The following is a 15,569-nucleotide window of genomic DNA, read 5'->3' as shown; positions in this document are numbered from 1 at the left end:
TCAGCAGATCACCAACCGCGGACCGGCAGATTCCGCCCCGCCGCCACACGATCAGGCGACAGCAGATCCCATCAAAGACTCACGAACCGCCCACTTAAAGCACACTGCGCAAACCCACTGCGCAAACCCACCACACCCGCGTCGACGCGCTGGTGCCGGCCATGTCGCTGGGCTGCGCCTGGCTGATCGAACCCGGGGCCGAAGTCCCCGCCCGACGGCCGCTCCTGACACCGCGCCTCAGTGACTGCGATGGGCCCGGTGGACTCAGTGGAGGCAGAGGCAGAACGGATGGCCTGCCGGGTCCGCGTAAATCCGCCAGTTGGCCCCCGGACGGAGCTGGTCCGTCCGCTCCAGCACGGTCGCGCCGAGGGTGAGCGCCCGCTTCTCCTCGCCGTCGAGGTCGTCCACGTCGAAGTCCAGGTGGAGCTGCTGCGGGCGCTGCTGGCCGGGCCATTCGGGCGCTCGGTAGCCGTCCACCCGCTGGCAGGCCAGCGGCGTCCCCTCGAACCCGTGCACCTCGACCCAGTCGGGATCCTCTGGATCCGCGACCACCCGCCCGCCGAGCAGATCCGCGTAGAACTCCGCGAGCCGTATCGGATCGGCGCAGTCCAGCGCGACCGCCTGCAGCTTTCGAATCACTTCCGACACCCCTCGCTCTTCAGCCGCTTCCGCGACGTCTCCGTACGGGAGGGGTCGTACCCGCCGCGGGGGCGGGCATGCGCGGCGGTACGTCGGACCGCCGCCCGCTCAATCCTCCAACCGGACCCCGAACAACAACCGCCCAGTCCACCGAAGTTCAACCCAAAGAAGGTTCAGTTCCGCTGAACTTCGGGCGGTCTACGGGTGTGAGTAGTCGGCGTACAGGAAATCCCGGTGAGATTGATCTTGCTTGGCTGGCGTTACGTCCTGCATCGCGCGGCGGGATCGTGCTCGAAGAACAGGGCCGTGACCCATCCGCAAGCCGGCGGAGGGCTTGCGGATGGGATGTCCGTCACGCGGTCAGGAGCCGGACGGCGGCGAGATCTGCTGCATGAGGCCCGTCAAGTCCGGGGCCACCCATTCCTCCGCGATCTTGTTGCCCTCGAAGCGGTAGAGCTCGATGCTGCGGAAGCTGACCGGCCGGTGCGTCGCAGCCACGCCTTGGAAGGTGCCCTGGTGTGTGCCGCGGAAGTGCATACGCACCCCCACCTTGTCGTCGGCGCCGAACATGTCCTCGACGTTGAACTGGAGGTCGGGGAAACCGTCGAGCATGGCCTGAGTCCCCAGCTTCCAGACCTCCCGCCCGTGCAGCGGGTCGGGCATCCCGGGGAGGTTGGCGATGAAGTTCTCCGTCAGCAGCTCGGCCGCGGCGTCGAGGTCGCCGCTCTGCACCCTCTGGTAAGCGGTGCGCATCAAGGCCATGTTCTTCTCAGCAGCAGTGTTCATCAGGTGTCCTTATCTCAGGGGGATTTCAGGTGAGCGCGGGCCGGCGCAGGGCGTCGACCAGCGCGCGCGGGTCGTCTGCGTGGAAGCGGATGGTCCGTGCTTCCCCTCTGCCGCCGAGCGGGCGGGTGAAGGCCAGGGGGCGGGTCAGTTCCAGAGTCACCGTGGTCTGACCGGCCACGATCAGATCGAGCACCCTCTCCTCGGACAGTGTCACCAGCCTGCCTTGGGGGTAGCGGCGGTCGACCCGGACCGAGGCGACCGCGTCCGCCGGGACGGAGAGGTCGAAGAGGGCTCCGTAACGGATCCGCAGGGAGCCGTCGGGGCAGACCACGTGCGGCCGGGTGACACAGGCGGCGTGCAGGCCCAGCACAGCCAGGACCCCGTACACGTCGAGGACGAGCATCACCCAGTGGACGACGGGCCACGGGATCAGGAACGCCAGCGCGACCGTTTCGATCACTGAGACGAAGATCAGCCCGTACATCATCGCCGTCTGTGGTCCGGTGTATCCGGCGAAATGGTCATCGGGGCGGACTCCGTGCTTCCTGCGGGCAACCCACCAGCCGAGGGAGACGGCCCCACGCAGCTCGTTCACCAGTAGTCGGCGTACCTGTACAGGGACGACGGCACGGACAGCGGCCCGCAGGGCGGCCGGCGACTCAAGGCCCTGGGCGCGCCGGCTTGCGTACAGCGAGCGCAGCACCGACGCCTGGAGCGTGAGCGCCACGGCCTCGACGGCCGCAATCGCCCACACCGGCGGCCGTAGCCCGGCCGCCAGGCACACCACCAATACCGGCTGCACCGATATGACAGCGCCGGCCGCGATCCGCGCCGCCCGCACCCCGCCTACGGCCCCAGCCCCGCTCATCCCCGGCTCCTGTGCATGAACGCCTCCATGACCCTGCGTACGACTTCCGCCTGCGCGGGGGCGTACTCCGCGAGCAGCGCCTCCCGGAACCCGGCCACGACCTGCCCCTCGGCGGGGATCGCGGCGAACACCTCGTCGGGGACGGCCGCCACCAGCTCGGCTGCCAGCGCCGGGATCCGCGGATCGTCCGTCGGGGCGTCGGCGAGCGCGTCGAGGCGTTCGTACAGGGCGAGCAGCGCCGGGTCGGCCGCCAACGGTCCGAGCACGGCGTACAGTTCCTGGCCGCCGGAGCCCGCGGCGTCGAGCAGCGTCAGGTGCTCGCGGTCCTTCGAAGCGGCGGGCGAGGCCGTGGGCGGCGCCTTCGCGAGGAGCGTGGCGAGCGCGGGGGACAGAGGTTCGATCTGCCCCGGCTCGGCGGTCAGCAGCACCGCGAGCCGCCGCCGACGCTCCCCGATCTCGGCCTCCTGCCGGGCGAGGTCGGCGTCCAGTTCCTCCAGTACGTCGGCCAGGTCGCGCCCCGCGTCGTCCGCGAGGACGTCCCGCACCTCGTCGAGGCTGAGCCCGAGCTCGGTCAGTCGGCGTACGCGGGCCAGCAGGACGGCGTCGCGGACGCTGTAGGCCCGGTATCCGTTGGGGCGCCGCTCCGGTTCCGGGAGCAGCCCGACATGGTGGTAGTGCCGGATCGCCCGGGTCGTGACCCCGACGAGCGCGGCGATCTCTCCGATCCGCATGACCTCAGTAGAAACCCTGCCGCCGCGTCAAGGTCAAACGCCGGATGTGCGGTGGGCTGGACCATGGACTCGCAGTCTCACAGACGCAGCGCGGAGAGGAGGATCAGCCCTCTGCCGGCGATGTTCCGAGCGCGGGACATGAGCGGCGCGCCGCCTCGCGACCGACCGCTTCACCGTCAGGACGCCGGACCGCTGCCGCCGGCGATGGTGATGCGCCGGCCGGTGATGTACGCGGCTTCGCCAGCATCAGGAATGCGACCATCTCGGCGATCTCCTGCGGCGAACCGAGCCGACCGAACGGTCCGCCCGGTTCGCCGCAGCGAGCATCGCGGCCGCCTGGTCGCCAGACGCGCCCAAGCTCTCCGCATCGGGGTCTCGGTGGCCACCGGTGCCGCGCGGACGAGCGCCGGACGCGCGAAACGGCTCGTTCCTAAGCGACCGTGAGCACGATCTTGCCCTGGATGTGCCCTCGGGCGGCGCGTTCGTGTGCGGCTCGGGCATCCGCGAGCGCAAACGTGCTGTCGATCGCGACGCGGACCGTGCCTGCGTCGAGCAGGCGTCCCAGTTCGGCAAGCTGCGCGCCGTTCGAGCGGACCTGGGTGCCCGTGACTGTGACGCCCAGCTTCGCGGTCTCTTCTTCGTCGAATTCGCCGAAGAACACGGGGAACTGGGAGCCGCCGCGCTTGAGCGTGCGCAGGAAGCGCTTGCTGTCGGGGCCGCCGACGGCGTCGAGAACGAGGTCGACGTCGTGCGCGAGTTCCTCGGGACGGTTTTTGGTGTAGTCGATGAACTGGTCGGCGCCGAGCTCGCGCAGGAACGATTCATGCGCGCCCGACGCCACCGCGATGACATGTGCCCCCTTCCATTTCGCCAGCTGCACTGCGAAGTGCCCCACACCGCCCGCGGCGCCGTTGACGAGCACCGTCACGTTGGCGTCGAGTGGCACCGGACGATGCTGCGCCGCCTGGAAGGGCGACGGGTGATCGTGTCCGAGCTCGATCAGGAACTGCCACGCGGTGAGCCCGGCCATGGGCGCCCCGGCGGCGTGCACGTGATCGATGCCGGCCGGCTTGCGTGCGAGGTCCGACGCAGGCGCGGCCACGTACTCGGCATATGTGCTGCCGTCGAAGCTGGGGAAGCGAAGGAGACCGAAGACTTCATCACCGACGGAGAGGCCGTCCACATCCGCGGCGACGGCCTCGACGACGCCCGACAGGTCCGTCCCCGGAATCACGGGCAAGCTGAACTTCGGCCTCGTCTCCGGAGGCAGGTTGGTCAGCCCGTCGCGCAGGTACCAGTCGGGGGGGTTGACGCCGACGGCGTGCACGCGAACGAGCACCTCACCCGGCCCCGGCTCGGGAAGCGGCACCTCGTCGTCACGCAGAACCTCAGGGCCGCCGTGCTCATGCAACCGGACCGCCCTCATCGTGTGTGTCGGCATCGTTTTCTCCTGCCCGCGCTGCGGGATAGACTTATTCGGATCAGCGATCCACATAAACGGACCACTGATCCGAATATATGGACCACTGATCCGGATAGTCAAGGGGGGCAGATGCGGGCCGACGCCAGGAAGAACCGCGACCACCTGCTCGCAGTAGCGGGCGCCGCCATCACCGAGCAAGGCGTCGACGTGTCACTGCGCGACATCGCACGCAGGGCCGATGTCGGACTCGCGACGCTGCTGCGTCACTTCCCGACGCGCGAGGCGCTGCTCGATGCCCTGCTCCGCACGAGCTTCGACGAGCTGACCGCTGAGGCAGGCGCCCTCGAAACGTCCGGCTCGCCCGACGACGCTCTCGTTTCGTGGCTACGCGACTGCGTCGCGTGGACAACCGAGTATCGGGGCGTGGTCGTGCTGATGGCAGCCGCCATCGAGGACACGGAGTCCGCGCTCCACGCTTCGTGCGTCACTCTGCGCGCGGCCGGTGCGCGGCTCCTCACCCGTGCCCAGGCCGCGGGCATGGCGCGGACCGACATTGATGGCGCCGATTTGTTTGCGCTGGTGGCGGCACTCGCTTGGCTCGGCGATCAACGCTCGCTCGCGCCACGCGCCGATCACCTCTTCGACGTTGTCTCAAGCGCGATCCTGACCGGCGCAGCGAGCAGCGATGCCGACAGCGGTCCCCGCGGCACGTTTCAACGGGGGTGATGCGGGGGCGCATCGCGAGCCGTCAGGGCGAGCCGCGTGGGGGCCCCGGCACACCTCCGGCACGGTCTGTGCCGCCGGCGCCCTTTCTGTGGATCCGCCGCAGGTCGGAAAGTTATGCGGCGCGATCGACGCAATCTCCCGCCGGCGCCGCCCATCAGGCGAGGCGCCCGGTGCGGTACGGGCGGACCGCGGAGGCGACGGCGTCGGCCAAGGCCGGCACCTCGTCCGCCGCGACGGGCGAGAGGGTGCCGCGGAGCGCATGCTGCATTGCGGCCGGTCCATGTGAATCCTGCATGGCGGCCTATGGGGGAGTGGCGGTAGACCGGCTGGCATCAGCCCGTTTCCCGGTGGCCTTGGAGCTGACGGTCAGACAGTCGCTCGGGGCTGACCATGGAACCTGCATGTGCCGCGGTGTCCAGGTCACCGATCCGACCGGCGAGTGTCCGCAAGGCTTCGGAAGACGGGGAGCCGGGTGGAGCTGTACTCACGAGCAACCACTGGTCCGGGTCACCGGGAAAGATAAGGGCCTCGTAGTTCATGGTGACTTCGCCGAGCAGGGGGTGCCGGTAGCGTCTGGTGCCGTGGGAGAACTCCTCCACATCGTGTGCGGCCCACCATCGGCGAAAGTCTTCGTCTACGGCCGACAGCTGATCAGTCAGCTCGGTCAGTTGCGGATCGTTCGGATGCCGACCCGCATACAGGTGCAAACCTGTGACGACCATGCGGGCGGCCATGTCCCAGTCAATAAATAGTTCACGCGCCGCAGGGTCGAGAAATATAAATCGCGCCAAATTGCGCTCGCGGGCCGGTACGGCATCGAAATCGGCATATATCGCGCAAGCCATTCGATTAAGGGCAAGGACGTCCATGCGGCCGTCCAGAATCATGGCAGGGGCATCCCGGAGAACCTCAAGCAGCGCGTACGCACCCGGACGCACTCGCCATGGAACGGCGGGCCGGCTCGCTCTGGCCACGGACTGCGGTCTGGCCAGGTTGAACAGATGCGCACGCTCGACATCATCCAGTCGCAGAGCGCGGGCTACGGCCTCCAGCACCGCTTCCGAGGCGTTGGCCACCCGTCCGCGTTCCAGGCGGATGTAGTAGTCCGCGCTCAATCCGGCCAAGAGCGCAACCTCCTCACGGCGGAGTCCCGGAACACGGCGACTCGCCCCCGGCGTGACCCCGACCTGCTCAGGAGTCACCCGGGCGCGCCGCGAGCGCAGAAAATCGCTCAGCTCTTTGTTGTCACCTGAACCGGACGACGTCGTGCCCATATATTGAGGCTAGCCCTCGACGCACCATCCCGGCAAACGCACATGGGAATAATGCGGCCACATAATCCACCCCCTGCCAGTAGAAAAGGGAACTTCCTGAAACAGCCGCCCTGCAAAAGTGAAGTAGAGCCGTCCTGCTTACCGCCGGACCGGCGAGTGACGTCGAGTAAAAAGACGATTTCCGAATACAGTCTTGGCGATTAGAAAGCGGATTCGGGATCGCCTCAATGCCGTGATGTGTTGTTGCGAAAGCGGGCCGTCGAGGAAGTTCTGGGGGGAGCAGGTGCCCATGTGCCCGGCACCGGCTCGCCTTCCACGTCAATCCGGCTGCGGTACCTGCCGATACCCCATCCACGCGGAATGTGATCATGCTGCCGGGACATGCGGAAACGCGTCAGCTGAGGCCGTGTGTACCGTCACGGCCGCACAGGCGGTCTGGCAGCCGCTGCCACGGGCTGCCCACACCGGCCACGCCCGTTGGACCCACAGGCCATCTCCGGTCAGGACCCAAGGAGCGGGCGCGCATGACCTCGCCGACGGCGGGGCCGGCGGTGGAGCCGAATGCCTTGCTGTCGTCCAGGCGTCGGCCCGTGGCCGCGTCGACGACCTTTTCGCCGTTTCCGCCTCGACGAGGATCAAGCTGCGTTATCCCGAAGCCTGCATTGGCGGTTGCTCAGCGATAGGGAAAGGGGGCCTGCCAGTACCTGGACCAGTAGGCCATGGCCGAAGCAGGCCTGCTTGACCGCCCCCAGGTGTCTTTCCGGCTGGTTTTCTGGATTGCAGGTCAGCACAAGGCCCGCAGGACACGCAGGCCTCGGTGACCTCGCCGATCAAGGCGAAACCCCGTTCGACGGTCTGGTGACGCATTGGGCGTAATCCACCGACGTCAAGAAACAAGGACACCCCCCCCATGAATCTGAAGCTCGAAATGATCGTGCTGCCCGTCTCCGACATCGACCGGGCCAAGGCCTTCTACGAGAAGGTCGGATTCCGCCTGGACGTCGACTACACGGCCAGCGAGGACTTCCGGGTCGTGCACTTCACGCCGCCCGGCTCCGAGTGCTCGATCATCTTCGGCGAGGGGATGACGCCCATCGCACCCGGCTCGTTCCAGGGCCTGTACCTCATCGTCTCCGACATCGAGGAGGCCCGCGCGGAGCTCGCCGGCCGCGGCATCGGGGTCAGCGAGATCTTCCACGACGCAGGCGGCCTCTTCCACGGCCACGAGGGCGGGGACGTCACTCACCGCGCGCCCGGCCAGGAGCGGCGGGCCGGCCTGCACCCCGAGCGCGCCTCCTACGGCTCCTTCCTCACCTTCAGCGACCCGGACGGCAACGGCTGGGTGCTCCAGGAGGTCTCGCAGCGCCTCCCCGGCCGCTGACAGCCCCACAAGCCACCGTCCAAGGGCTGCAACGGGCTGTGTCCGGCCCGGACGGCAGCCGGTCCGGCCCAGCGGTTCTCGCGGACCGGGCCGAAGGCCGGCAGCCGGACCGCCGGGCGAGCGCAAGGGTGCTCTCCGCCGCCCGGCGGTCCGGCTGCCACGGGGCCGCGCCGGCCGAGCGGCCGCCGCGGGCGCCGAGAGACGGCTTTGCCGCCGGGGCCGTCCCATCCCGTGACTTGCCCCCCGGCCCCGTGCGGTGTGGCAGCCCGGGGGCCGTCCGGCGGCGGTGAACGGCAAACGCGGCCGGCAACGGGCCGCGGCCGCCGGAGTGTCCGACCGAGTCACGGAAGCAATGAGGAACGAAACAGTGAGGAACGCAGCAGTGATGAACGAGACAACCCGCACCTACGACGTGGTCGTCATCGGCGCAGGGCCGGTCGGCGAGAACGTGGCCGAACGCGCCCGCGCCGCGGGCCTCAGTACCGTGATCGTGGAGCGTGAACTGCTCGGCGGGGAGTGCTCGTTCTGGGCCTGCGACCCGAGCAAGGCACTGCTGCGGCCGGTGGTGGCACGCGCGGACGCGCGCCGCGTACCCGGACTCAACCCGGCGGTGGCCGGCCCGCTGGACGTCGAGGCGGTCCTCGCACACCGCGACAAGATGTCCTCGTACTGGAAGGACGAGGACCAGGTCGACTGGCTGGACTCGGTCTCCGTCGACCTCATACGCGGCCACGGCCGCCTCACTGGCCCCAAGCAGGTGGCCGTGCAGACCCCTGAGGGCGACACCATCGCCCTGACCGCCCGGCACGCCGTCGCCGTCTCCACCGGCACCCGCGCCGCCCTGCCCCCCATCCCCGGACTCGACACCGTCCGCCCCTGGACCAGCCGCGAGGCCACCAGCGCCGACAAGGTGCCCGGCCGCCTCGCCGTCGTCGGCGGCGGTGTCGTCGCCGTCGAGATGGCCACCGCCTGGCAGGCCCTCGGCTCCCAGGTCACCATGCTCGTCCTCGAGAACGGACTCCTCGAGCGGATGGAGCCGTTCGCCGGTGAACTGGTCACTGACGGACTGCGCGAAGCAGGCGTCGACATCCGCTTCACCACCACCGTCACCTCCCTCACACGCGAAGACGGCGAGGTGCGGATCACGCTCTCCGACGGCGGGCGGCTGGCCGCGGACGAGATCCTGCTGGCGACCGGCCGAGCCCCGCAGACCCGCGACGTCGGCCTGGAGACCGTCGGCCTCACCCCCGGCGACTGGCTGACCGTCGACGACACCTTCCAGGTCACCGGCGTCGACGGCGGCTGGCTCTACGCCGTCGGCGACGTCAACCGCCGCGCCCTGATGACACATCAGGGCAAGTACCAGGCCCGGATCGCCGGCACCGTCATCGGCGCCCGCGCCAAGGACGAGCCCATCGACGACGCCCCCTGGGGCGCGCATGTCGCCACCGCCGACCACACGGCCGTCCCCCAGGTCGTCTTCACCACCCCCGAGGTCGCCTCCGTCGGCCTGACCAGCCGCGAGGCCGAGCAGAGCGGGCGCCGCATCGAGGTCGTCGACTACGACCTCGCCCGCGTCGCCGGCGCCCACCAGTACGGCGAGGACTACCGCGGCCGGGCCCGCATGCTCATCGACACCGACCGCAACACCGTGGTGGGCGTCACCTTCGCCGGCCCCGGCGTCGGGGAACTGGTGCACTCGGCCACCATCGCGGTCGCCGGCGAGGTGCCCCTCGACCGGCTCTGGCACGCCGTCCCCGCCTTCCCCACCCTCGGCGAAGTCTGGCTGCGGCTGCTGGAGACCTACCGCGGCTGAGCATGCCCAATCCTCTTCACCAACGTCCGGTGCAACAGTTGCCCACCGAACGGGGCTCCGGCATGGCCTGCTGGTGGCGCTGCGAGGGTCTTCAACTGTGCGGCAATTGCCCTCGGGGCGCTGCAGGATGCTGGATCCGGCCCGGCCGTAACCCTATGGACGGTCTGTCGTTTTACCTGATACCCGCCGCGTGCTTGAAATGCGCGCGGTCCCCGCCACCGGCACCGTGGTTCTCCTGTGCCCGGTTCAGCGTTCGGCGGGGCGGCGATCCCAGGGTGCGCCCGCTCGAAAGAGCCGGGGGTAGTCCAGACGTCGGCATCGGGTCACCGCCAGTGACGCCACATACGGGCTCTGCTCAAGGATCGGCCCGGACTCGTCCGCGCTCGTTACCGCTTCCACCCCTCGGGGCCACGCGACAACTCAGGATCCTTAAGAGTTCCAGAGACGCTGCGAAGCCCCGCAACTCCCACATCCGGGCCTGAAAGCACTCCACACGTCGGAGCTGTCGATGGCACCGGCCAGGATGCCGGCCGACGGCAGCCACGTCGGGCGACCCAGGAAAACGATATGACCACAGGCTGCGGGCCTGAACCCGCGCGAGGAAGGGCGGTGATCCGCTTCGAATCGGTGAGACGAGCAAGGGCTACCCCGACGGGGCCCTGGCTCTGAACGACCTCAGCTTCGAGGCCGGGTCAGGAGAGATCACGGTCCTGGTGGGGCCCTCCGGATGTGGCAAGACCACGTTGCTGCGCGTGGTCGAGCCCGACTCGGGCCGGGTCCTGCTGAACGGTCGGGACACCGCCACCATCGCGGCGCACGAACTGTGCCGAGGCATCGGTTACGTCATCCAGCAGGCAGGGCTGTTAGCAACCTGGGCAAGACCATCGTCTTCGTCACGCATGACATCGACGAAGCGGTCAGACTCGGCGACAAGGTCGCCGTGATGCGGGGCAGGCGGGAGCCTTGCCCAGTTCTCCACCCCCGCTGAACTGCTCTGCCGCCCCCCGGGACTCCTTCGTCGCCGACTTCGTCGGACGCGACCGGGGGTACCGGGCCCTGGGCTTCGCCGCCCCTGGCGCCCTGCCCTTGGCCGAGGAACCGACCGTCCGGGTCGGCGACCCGCTCACCCGGCTCGCGAACGACAGCACGAGGGCTGGGTCCTGGTGCTGGACGACCGTGACGTCCCCCAGGGATGTCTCTCCATCGTGTCACCGGCCCCCGGGCAGGGCAGCGATGTCGTCACCCCCGGGCTGCTTGATCTCGGCGGGACCCTGGCCGCGACGAGCGGAAGCCTGCGGGAGCTCCTGGACGCCGCGCTGTCCTCTCCCAGCGGCCGCGGTGTGACAAATCCGTTAGCGATCAGTAGATGGGTGACGTGCTGGCTTGGGTTTCCGCGGAGCTTCGGAAGCTGGCGGGGCTCTGAGGTGCACGTTCAGTGATCATCTCGGAATGTAGTGATCGGCGCGGGATTTTATTACCGCTGCGTGGTTCGGGTGGATTGGATTGTGTTGGTCAGGGGGGAGGCTGGCGGGATCGTGCCTGAGTGATTGCGCAGGTGCTTGAGCCCAGGAGTGTTGATCTCAGTACTGGGCGCCGCCGGTAGCGGCGGTCGAGGGCAGGCTGGGCGAGCCGTGGTTGGACAGTTCCTCGTGGGTGGGAGCCGTGCCCCGGGCCTACCGGTGGGTCACGCCAGGTTGATGGGTGAGGGGCCGGAGCTGGGCTGGCCTGAACCGGCCGGGCGCCCACACCGCCGCCCGCTCGGCCGCCCGAGCCGTCCCCTGACGGTGACAGAAGCCCCTGTGGGCCGCTGTTCCGTGGGCATGCACAGGACTGCTTGCTTGCGACGTGGGTCCGTGTTGCGTTGCCAAAGGACCGTCGGGGAGCAGGTATGGAGCCCAACAGGTCAGGTGCGTGACGTGAAATGGCCGGTACGGACCGTATATGTCAACTCGGCTTCTGATGCAGCGTTTTGGCACGCAGTCGCCTTTTCCTGTTGTGAGGGTCGCTCTCGACGGGGGCGCCCGGTACCCAGCGGATGGAGACGGCGTGGGAACACTGAACGATGTGGCACCAGCCCTCGCGGCCGCAGTTGCCGCTGTCGGTCTTGCGGCCAGGCGAGGCCGTGGGGCGGGCGTGTGGCGATTCCTCAAGGAAACGGTCCGCTATCGCGAACGCGTACGTGCCGAGCAGGAACGGCATGCAGGCCTGGCGGCTCTGCTGGAGCGTCTCCCGCCGGGAAGCCGCCTCGTAGTGCGTCAGGAACCGGGCGGCCCTCACAGCATGGAGGTCCGAACCGAGCATCGCCCGTCTCCGCCTGACCAGCGCAACGCGCCATGACCGGCGGCGAGTCCCGCCCAGCAGTTACTGGGTTCGAGACGTTCTTCATGAGTTACGACCCGCGGCTGCGCCGCTACCTCTTCGCCCGTGGGGCCCGCAACGAGGTACTGGAAGCAGCCGCCGACGCGACGATGGAGGAAGCCCTGCGTTGCTGGGACCGTCTCAGGCATCATCCGAATCCGCAGGCATGGCTGTTCAAGGTGGCAGCGCAGCGCCACGCCAAGAGTTACAAGGAGCACCTGCGGCAGGAGGAGCTCACCGAGCCCGGCATTTTCGACCGGCTCCTCGACGACGACACCGGCATCTCCTGTGACGAGCGGCTCGATCTGCTCCGCAGGCTGCGCGAGTTACCGGAACAGCAGCGCGAAGCCTTGGTGATGTTCTCGCTGCTCGACATGCCGTACGAGCAGATCGCTGAAGTCATGGGGGTACAGATCAGTACGGCGCGGGCCCATGCAGCCCGCGCACGGGCCCGCCTTGCCCAGATGTATGCCGATGAGGAAGGGGGATGCACATGAACACCCAGGAGCGTCTGGAGCAGACGCGCCGTGCTCTGGAGGAGATGTGGTGCGACGAGGAAGCAACTGCCGGACGCCTGGAGCGACTTATGGCCCGCACCCACAGCGCCGCATCTGCTCCGGGCGTGCAGTCCGCCACCGCGGCAGCAGCGGATGAGCGCGAGATCCCTGAAGCGGAAACCCACGGCGATCAGGAGGAGCTCGCTCTGTGCTCGCCGGGCGTGAGGCGAGCGTCCGCCGGCGATGCCCTGGACAGGACGACAGGTCCGGTCGGGCGGCCGCGTGGGACGGTGGCCGCCGCGTGCCGCCCGGCCGCGGACAGTGACAGCGCCCGGATGATGGATCTCGTCGAGCGGGCCCAGGCCGGCGAGGCCGACGCCTTCGGCCGTCTCTACGACCAGTACAGCGACACCGTGTACCGGTACATCTACTACAGGGTGGGCGGGAAGACCACGGCCGAGGACCTCACCAGCGAGACGTTCCTGCGCGCCCTGCGCCGCATCGGCACGTTCACCTGGCAGGGCCGCGACTTCGGCGCCTGGCTGGTCACCATCGCCCGCAACCTGGTCGCCGACCACTTCAAGTCCAGCCGTTTCCGGCTGGAGGTCACGACCGGCGAGATGCTCGACGCCAACGAGGTCGAGCGCTCCCCGGAGGACTCCGTCCTGGAGCCCCTGATGGACGCGGCTTTGATGGATGCCGTCCACCGCCTCAACCCGCAACAGCAGGAGTGTGTCACCCTCCGCTTCCTCCAGGGGCTCTCCGTCGCCGAGACTGCCCGCGTGATGGGCAAGGAGGAGGGCGCCGTCAAGACCCTCCAGTACCGGGCCGTGCGCACCCTCGCCCGGCTCCTGCCGGACGAGGGTGCGCTGATCATGCCGGACGGCAGCGATGGGCCCCGAATCCGGCCCATGGCATCCAAGCCGGGGAAGGGGGAGTGATGCCGCGCGGTACGGCGGGTCAGTCAGTCGATGGAGAACTCGGCGAACTCCACGTCGGTGAAGGCGATCCCCGCCCTGGTGCGGAGGACAAAACCATCGGCCTCGGCCCGGGCCCGCTGGCGGGCACGCACCCGAGGGTCTTCAACTGTTGGGTGTTTGGCTTGAGCAGGCTGGTTGATGCTGCTTCGAGTCATCGGTGCGGATCCTCAGGATCTGCCACTGCTTCCATCCTGTTCAGTTGCGGTTTGTGTCGGCTTTGAGCGATACGGGTGGTGCCCGTCCCGTCCTTGCCGGATGCCGACGGTCGTGGTCTTCCCGTACTTTCCCCGGCCTTCCCGCACTTTCAGGGTGCGGGAAGGCCGTGTCCTTGTGTGATGGTCAGTCGTTAGGCCGATCGGAGTGCCGGGATGCGGCCGCTTGTGAAGATGACCGGACACGTGCCAGAAAGGCGGGGTGATGGGCATGGCTAGGTTGATGGCGACGGCCACGTGCACCGCCTTCTCCGGTGTGCTGGAGGGTACGGGTGAGCGGGTCGGGCAGCGTGTCCTGTTGGAACGGGTGGGTTTTCTGGCGGAGTTGAGCCGGACACTGACCGGCGCTCTGGTGGCCGCCCGGTGGGACGAGGCCTGTCTGGATGTGCTGGCCGCCGGGGTGGATGAGCGGGGTGAGGCGCTGCCGTCCAAGGGGTGGATGGCGATGCGCCGCCTGCACTGGCCGCAGACTCTCAGGCCCCCGGCGGGGGTGTATGTCCCGGACCGGGTGCGCCGGGGTGTGGAGGAGTACGCGGCCCGCGCCCTGCGGCTGGCCCTGCACCGCCGCAGTATCGTGACCGCGGTCCTGGCCACCTGGCCGGCTGATCCGCGGCGGTGCACCGATGCGGAGTGGGCGGTACTGCGGGCGGTACTGCCTGCTGGGGTGAGTGGTGCGGAGATCCGCAACCGCACCCGGCAGATCCGCGCGTATGTGGCCGAGTACGGGCAGCTGCCGGCCGGGCTGTGCGTCCTGGAGGGCCCGCCGCAGGCGGCCCCGCTGGTGTTGCTGGCGGCGATGGACCGCCAGCAGGTCACCCTGGTGAGGGTGGATGCGGCCACCGCCCGGTTGCGGGTCAAGCTCCCCCTGAACGCTGTCCCCGCCACGGGCCGGGACTGGGCCTGGCACGTGATCGACATCCGCCTGCCCGGCACCGTCACAGCGGATGCGGTGCTGCACACCCCGGCCCTGCGCCCCACCCCGGCCGGGAGGATCGCCGTCGACCTGCCGCACTCCCGGCTCGCCCCGGCCACCAAAGCAACCGGCCATCGGGTGGGGCTCGGCTTCGACTGGGGTGTCAACACCCTGCTCACCGGAACTCTGGGCCGCCTGACCGGCCAGGGCCCGGCCCAGCGGGTTCTCACCGACGGGCGTCCCCTGGTCTTCGACGCCACCACGGTTAGTGCCGCCCTGCACCGGCTGCGCGGCCACCGCGAGCACCTCGCCGCCAAGCGCGATCACTACCGGGCCCTCGCGGACGGGCTCGGCTCCCCGTACCCGGCCTGGGGCGAACACCTGGAGCGGGCCCGGGTACTGGAGGTCGAGCACGGTCGGGTGTGTGCCCGCATCCGGCATCTGAACGACGCGCTGGCCTGGGCGGCGGCCCGTTGGGCCGTCGACCAGGCGGTAGCGCTCGGCGCGAGCGTCATCTACCTCGAAGACCTCGCCACCCTGGAAGCCCGCGGCCACCGGCGCGGCAACGCCCGCCTGTCCGGGCAGGTCCGCGGCACCGTCGCCGAAGCGATCCGGCACCTGGGTGCGAAGGCGGGGATCGCGGTGGTCACCGTCCCGGCCCGGGGCACCTCCAAACTCTGCCCCGGCTGCCTGTCCACCCTGACCTACCACCCGGCCCCCGACCGGCTCGCCGAGCGCGGCTGGAAGTGGGCGCACTGCACGGGCTGCGGGCTGTCCATGGACCGGGATCACGCCGCCGCCCGCCGGATCGTCTCCCGCGGCCTGCTCGCCCAGGCCCACACCACCACCGACCGCACCACCCACGCCCGAACCATCCGCACCACCATCGACGGCACCGTGGCCCTGGTGAGGCGTCCGAAGAAGACCACCCGCCGCCTGCGCCGACAACGCCACACAGAGCACGC

13 protein-coding genes and 2 pseudogenes are annotated in these 15,569 nt (G+C 69.3%); 7 read left to right on the top strand and 8 right to left on the bottom strand.

Annotation, left to right across the window (positions count from 1 at the left end; genetic code table 11):
- Positions 1 to 264: 264 nt before the first annotated feature.
- The 5 genes from AB0D57_RS45090 to AB0D57_RS45070 all read right to left on the bottom strand — a co-directional run bounded on the left by AB0D57_RS45090 (position 265) and on the right by AB0D57_RS45070 (position 4,465).
- A complete protein-coding gene (locus AB0D57_RS45090) occupies positions 265 to 639 on the bottom strand; it encodes a VOC family protein (protein ID WP_362088168.1) in 375 nt (124 codons plus the stop codon).
- A 360-nt stretch (positions 640 to 999) separates the two neighbouring features.
- Positions 1,000 to 1,425, bottom strand: coding sequence for an ester cyclase (locus AB0D57_RS45085; RefSeq protein ID WP_362088166.1), 426 nt, complete (start codon positions 1,423 to 1,425; stop codon positions 1,000 to 1,002).
- 25 nt (positions 1,426 to 1,450) lie between these two features.
- Positions 1,451 to 2,293 (bottom strand): hypothetical protein, encoded by an 843-nt coding sequence (locus AB0D57_RS45080; RefSeq protein ID WP_362088164.1) that lies wholly within the window; start codon positions 2,291 to 2,293, stop codon positions 1,451 to 1,453.
- Positions 2,290 to 3,024: a MerR family transcriptional regulator gene (locus AB0D57_RS45075; protein ID WP_362088162.1), complete on the bottom strand. Its 735-nt coding sequence runs from the start codon at positions 3,022 to 3,024 to the stop codon at positions 2,290 to 2,292. The genes AB0D57_RS45080 and AB0D57_RS45075 overlap by 4 nt, the downstream gene beginning before the upstream one ends.
- 430 nt (positions 3,025 to 3,454) lie before the next feature.
- On the bottom strand, positions 3,455 to 4,465 hold the full coding sequence (locus AB0D57_RS45070) for an NADP-dependent oxidoreductase (protein WP_362088170.1): 1,011 nt from the start codon (positions 4,463 to 4,465) through the stop codon (positions 3,455 to 3,457).
- Positions 4,466 to 4,576: 111 nt separating this feature from the next.
- On the opposite strand from AB0D57_RS45070, the gene AB0D57_RS45065 reads away from it, so the two are divergent.
- Positions 4,577 to 5,173, top strand: a complete 597-nt coding sequence (locus tag AB0D57_RS45065) for a TetR/AcrR family transcriptional regulator (RefSeq protein WP_362088160.1) — start codon at positions 4,577 to 4,579, stop codon at positions 5,171 to 5,173.
- Between the two features lie 332 nt (positions 5,174 to 5,505).
- On the opposite strand, the gene AB0D57_RS45060 is transcribed toward AB0D57_RS45065, so the two are convergent.
- Positions 5,506 to 6,447, bottom strand: a complete 942-nt coding sequence (locus AB0D57_RS45060) for a helix-turn-helix transcriptional regulator (RefSeq protein ID WP_362088158.1) — start codon at positions 6,445 to 6,447, stop codon at positions 5,506 to 5,508.
- Between the two features lie 910 nt (positions 6,448 to 7,357).
- Here AB0D57_RS45060 and AB0D57_RS45055 point away from each other — a divergent pair.
- From AB0D57_RS45055 to AB0D57_RS45045, 3 genes and pseudogenes are all read left to right on the top strand, one after another.
- On the top strand, positions 7,358 to 7,828 hold the full coding sequence (locus AB0D57_RS45055; RefSeq protein WP_362088156.1) for a VOC family protein: 471 nt from the start codon (positions 7,358 to 7,360) through the stop codon (positions 7,826 to 7,828).
- Between the two features lie 385 nt (positions 7,829 to 8,213).
- Entirely contained in the window at positions 8,214 to 9,644 is a 1,431-nt protein-coding gene (locus tag AB0D57_RS45050) for an NAD(P)/FAD-dependent oxidoreductase (protein ID WP_362088154.1), read from the top strand.
- Positions 9,645 to 10,267: 623 nt separating this feature from the next.
- Positions 10,268 to 10,709, top strand: a pseudogene (locus AB0D57_RS45045) (ATP-binding cassette domain-containing protein); the annotation flags it as partial.
- Positions 10,710 to 11,588: 879 nt separating this feature from the next.
- Here the strand turns inward: AB0D57_RS45045 and AB0D57_RS45040 are convergent.
- Positions 11,589 to 11,945, bottom strand: coding sequence for a hypothetical protein (locus AB0D57_RS45040; RefSeq protein ID WP_362088152.1), 357 nt, complete (start codon positions 11,943 to 11,945; stop codon positions 11,589 to 11,591).
- A gap of 32 nt (positions 11,946 to 11,977) precedes the next feature.
- On the opposite strand from AB0D57_RS45040, the gene AB0D57_RS45035 reads away from it, so the two are divergent.
- Both AB0D57_RS45035 and AB0D57_RS45030 read left to right on the top strand, forming a co-directional pair.
- A complete protein-coding gene (locus AB0D57_RS45035) occupies positions 11,978 to 12,499 on the top strand; it encodes a sigma-70 family RNA polymerase sigma factor (RefSeq protein WP_362088150.1) in 522 nt (173 codons plus the stop codon).
- Positions 12,496 to 13,362, top strand: a pseudogene (locus AB0D57_RS45030) (ECF subfamily RNA polymerase sigma factor, BldN family); the annotation flags it as partial. The gene AB0D57_RS45035 and the pseudogene AB0D57_RS45030, both read left to right, overlap by 4 nt.
- A gap of 101 nt (positions 13,363 to 13,463) precedes the next feature.
- Here the strand turns inward: AB0D57_RS45030 and AB0D57_RS45025 are convergent.
- A complete protein-coding gene (locus AB0D57_RS45025; RefSeq protein ID WP_362088148.1) occupies positions 13,464 to 13,634 on the bottom strand; it encodes a hypothetical protein in 171 nt (56 codons plus the stop codon).
- Positions 13,635 to 13,902: 268 nt separating this feature from the next.
- Between AB0D57_RS45025 and AB0D57_RS45020 the strand changes: the two genes are divergently transcribed.
- On the top strand, positions 13,903 to 15,569 hold a 1,667-nt coding region (locus tag AB0D57_RS45020), incomplete at its 3' end, for a zinc ribbon domain-containing protein (RefSeq protein ID WP_362088146.1).

This window comes from Streptomyces sp. NPDC048275 (genome assembly GCF_040652275.1).
Lineage (GTDB): Bacteria > Actinomycetota > Actinomycetes > Streptomycetales > Streptomycetaceae > Streptomyces.
Note: the sequence above shows the minus strand (reverse complement) of the source record. Positions and strands in the feature narration are given on the sequence as shown.

What these genes read in the sequence shown, in the direction of transcription:
- AB0D57_RS45085 (WP_362088166.1), bottom strand. Translation starts at nt 1,425, where the DNA reads ATGAACACTGCTGCTGAGAAGAACATGGCCTTGATGCGCACCGCTTAC.
- AB0D57_RS45080 (WP_362088164.1), bottom strand. Translation starts at nt 2,293, where the DNA reads ATGAGCGGGGCTGGGGCCGTAGGCGGGGTGCGGGCGGCGCGGATCGCG.
- AB0D57_RS45075 (WP_362088162.1), bottom strand. Translation starts at nt 3,024, where the DNA reads ATGCGGATCGGAGAGATCGCCGCGCTCGTCGGGGTCACGACCCGGGCG.
- AB0D57_RS45070 (WP_362088170.1), bottom strand. Translation starts at nt 4,465, where the DNA reads ATGCCGACACACACGATGAGGGCGGTCCGGTTGCATGAGCACGGCGGC.
- AB0D57_RS45065 (WP_362088160.1), top strand. Translation starts at nt 4,577, where the DNA reads ATGCGGGCCGACGCCAGGAAGAACCGCGACCACCTGCTCGCAGTAGCG.
- AB0D57_RS45060 (WP_362088158.1), bottom strand. Translation starts at nt 6,447, where the DNA reads ATGGGCACGACGTCGTCCGGTTCAGGTGACAACAAAGAGCTGAGCGAT.
- AB0D57_RS45055 (WP_362088156.1), top strand. Translation starts at nt 7,358, where the DNA reads ATGAATCTGAAGCTCGAAATGATCGTGCTGCCCGTCTCCGACATCGAC.
- AB0D57_RS45050 (WP_362088154.1), top strand. Translation starts at nt 8,214, where the DNA reads ATGAACGAGACAACCCGCACCTACGACGTGGTCGTCATCGGCGCAGGG.
- AB0D57_RS45040 (WP_362088152.1), bottom strand. Translation starts at nt 11,945, where the DNA reads ATGCTCGGTTCGGACCTCCATGCTGTGAGGGCCGCCCGGTTCCTGACG.
- AB0D57_RS45035 (WP_362088150.1), top strand. Translation starts at nt 11,978, where the DNA reads ATGACCGGCGGCGAGTCCCGCCCAGCAGTTACTGGGTTCGAGACGTTC.
- AB0D57_RS45025 (WP_362088148.1), bottom strand. Translation starts at nt 13,634, where the DNA reads ATGACTCGAAGCAGCATCAACCAGCCTGCTCAAGCCAAACACCCAACA.